Source organism: Pseudoramibacter porci (assembly GCF_009696145.1).
GTDB lineage: Bacteria > Bacillota > Clostridia > Eubacteriales > Eubacteriaceae > Pseudoramibacter > Pseudoramibacter porci.
In genome coordinates this window covers 1-2,478 of sequence record NZ_VUMO01000024.1, presented here as the reverse complement: position 1 = coordinate 2,478, position 2,478 = coordinate 1, and the positions used below count along the sequence as shown (strand labels likewise).

Genomic DNA, 2,478 nt, shown 5'->3' with positions numbered 1-2,478 from the left:
TACTATTCTCTTTTCTATGACCTGCCGTCGCTTCAAGCGACAACTTCTTTATTATATCAGCTCACTTTGTTCTTGTCAAGAACTTTTTTGAAGTTTTTTGAATTTCTTTTTTGAAGATTTTCAAAAACTTTCTCAGCAAACTGCGCTGAAACCCGCTTGTTTACTTGCTTTCGAGCTGTTAAGTTGTTGCTGTCTCTCGCGACAACGATATGTATTTTAGCAAACTTGAAATGATCTGTCAAGAACTTTTTTCAAAAAAATTTGCTAGCTTTTGATCTGCGCTTAACGCGCTCAATCAGAAAGCTTTTTTATTTTATTGTTTTATGTTTGATTTGTCAAGTATTTTTTAAAATTTATTTGTATTTTTTTATTTTAATGCTATACTTGCATTATATGAACACACAAACACCAATTCAAATCATAGCTAAGAACCGCAAAGCCAGACATGATTATTTTATAGAAGACACTTATGAAGCTGGCATTGTGCTGGTCGGCACGGAAGTCAAATCCCTTCGTCGGAACAAGGCGAGTCTAAAGGAAAGCTTTGCTGATTTTAAAGATGGAGAGCTTTATGTTTATCAGATGCATATCTCTCCTTATGAACAAGGCAACATTTTTAATGTGGATCCGCTTAGAACACGCAAGCTTCTTTTACATAAAAGAGAATTGTCGCGTCTATACGGTCTGAAACAGCGTGAAGGTTATACGCTTGTCCCCTTGTCTCTTTATTTTAAAAATGGTAAAGTAAAAGTCGAACTTGCTTTGGCTAAGGGCAAGAAGCAATACGATAAGCGCGACAGTATCGCTAAACGCGATGCAGATCGGCGTATTCGCCGCCAAATCAGACGGTAGATGCGCCAGATGATTAGAAAGGGGATGTAAAGGTTTCGACGGGGATACTGATAAGCTGTAAGCGAGCAAGTGCGCCGGTCACTTTAAAAAACAGGCATTTAAATTTAAACGCAAAAGATAATCAAACAACTGGTTATCGTATGGCGTTAGCTGCTTAAGCAGTTCCATATACGATAATCAACGCAGCTCAATATAGCTGCACGTCCCCTTGGGTTCACCTGTTGGCCTAAGGCTGACGTTCATGAAAGCAGGGATCTGTCTTTGGGAATTGTTCCGGCCCATTGACAATTCAGGAACTGGCCGAAGAGAGCGGTGCTGCCGAGCACTTTTTTTGGCGAGATTAATTCGGCAGATACGCTCGTAGAAAGCAGCGGGGACGTATTTTCGGACGTGGGTTCGACTCCCACCATCTCCACCATTTAAAAAAACAAGACTCAGATTCTCATTTCGAATCTGAGTCTTTTATTTTGCTCTGAAGATGTTTGATAAAATCCTCTAAATGCGTGTGAAAACTTTGCGCGCTGTCAGCTTCTGTCAGCAGGCATTTTCTCGTAAACATCAGGATCAATATCGCGACGACGTACAAAAGCGTCTGCTCGCCGCCCATGTGCCCGGCGATCATGCCTCTGGCAATGGCGAAAATCAACGCCTCCAGCACCGCTTCCATTGTGTGGGTGTAAATCATCCGAATAAATTCCGTGCAGATGATCAGGTTCAGGCTGAGCTCAAGAAAATGCTGCAGGGTTTTAAACGAACTGGCCAGTGATGCGTCGATGTGAATGTGGCAAAACAGGCTGATCAAATTAATGGCGATAAAAATCAGCAGAAATAATGCGATACCCAGTTCCAAAACTTCCAATGCCGCTTGGAAAAAGGCCATAGCGTTCTTCTTAAAGTTTTTCATGTTGCTTTGATTCTCCTTTGCCCGTATTGTAAAGGAGGCGCAAAAAATTGTCAAATGATGAGCGTTGTGATACACTTTGACTGATGTAATCCATTCACAAAGGAAGTTCACAATGAAACGAAAAGATTATCTGAGCTGGGACCAGTACTTCATGGGCATCGCCATTTTGTCGGCACAGCGCAGCAAAGATCCCCATACACAGGTCGGCGCGTGCATTGTCAGCCCTGACAAAAAAATTCTGTCGATGGGATACAACGGCATGCCCATCGGATGCGACGACGATCAAATGCCGTGGACAAGCGACGGCGATCCTCTCGATACCAAATACCTCTACGTGTGTCACGCTGAATTTAACGCCATCTTAAACAGCGGCGCCAAAACGCTCCGGGACGCGACGATTTACGTCACCTTGTTCCCCTGCAACGAGTGCACAAAGGCCATCATCCAGTGCGGGATCAAAAAAGTCGTCTATCTCGAGGACAAATACCCCGATTCCGACGCTGTTATCGCGGCAAAGCGTATGATGGATATGACCGGCATCGAATACGTTCAATACCCCAAGCCCGAGCGGCAAATCACCCTTTCACTTTAATCATAACCACCGGCTCAGCCGGTGGTTTGTGTTGGCCCTATAAGGGCCCTATTACCGACCAACATCTTAAGATGTTCGAATTAGTTCGCTTTCCGCTCCACTTTTTCTTCTGTAACTCTTTTCCTACTAA

General features: G+C 43.5%; 3 protein-coding genes and 1 other RNA gene. 3 read left to right on the top strand and 1 reads right to left on the bottom strand.

The annotated features are described in order from the left end of the window. The first annotated feature begins 393 nt into the window (after positions 1 to 393). Both smpB and ssrA read left to right on the top strand, forming a co-directional pair. The gene (gene smpB / locus FYJ52_RS09895) at positions 394 to 852 is read left to right on the top strand and encodes an SsrA-binding protein SmpB (RefSeq protein ID WP_154577061.1); all 459 of its coding nucleotides are present in this window, start codon (positions 394 to 396) and stop codon (positions 850 to 852) included. A 20-nt stretch (positions 853 to 872) separates the two neighbouring features. Beyond that, positions 873 to 1,270: a transfer-messenger RNA gene (ssrA, locus tag FYJ52_RS09890) on the top strand. Positions 1,271 to 1,294: 24 nt separating this feature from the next. Here ssrA and FYJ52_RS09885 read toward each other — a convergent pair. Next, on the bottom strand, positions 1,295 to 1,756 hold the full coding sequence (locus tag FYJ52_RS09885) for a phosphate-starvation-inducible PsiE family protein (protein ID WP_154577060.1): 462 nt from the start codon (positions 1,754 to 1,756) through the stop codon (positions 1,295 to 1,297). Positions 1,757 to 1,868: 112 nt separating this feature from the next. Here FYJ52_RS09885 and FYJ52_RS09880 point away from each other — a divergent pair, with 112 nt between their 5' ends. Further along, positions 1,869 to 2,348, top strand: coding sequence for a deoxycytidylate deaminase (locus FYJ52_RS09880; RefSeq protein WP_154577059.1), 480 nt, complete (start codon positions 1,869 to 1,871; stop codon positions 2,346 to 2,348). The last annotated feature ends 130 nt before the right edge of the window (positions 2,349 to 2,478 follow it).

Coding starts and splice junctions, on each gene's coding strand:
- smpB (WP_154577061.1), top strand. CDS start 394: ATGAACACACAAACACCAATTCAAATCATAGCTAAGAACCGCAAAGCC.
- FYJ52_RS09885 (WP_154577060.1), bottom strand. CDS start 1,756: ATGAAAAACTTTAAGAAGAACGCTATGGCCTTTTTCCAAGCGGCATTG.
- FYJ52_RS09880 (WP_154577059.1), top strand. CDS start 1,869: ATGAAACGAAAAGATTATCTGAGCTGGGACCAGTACTTCATGGGCATC.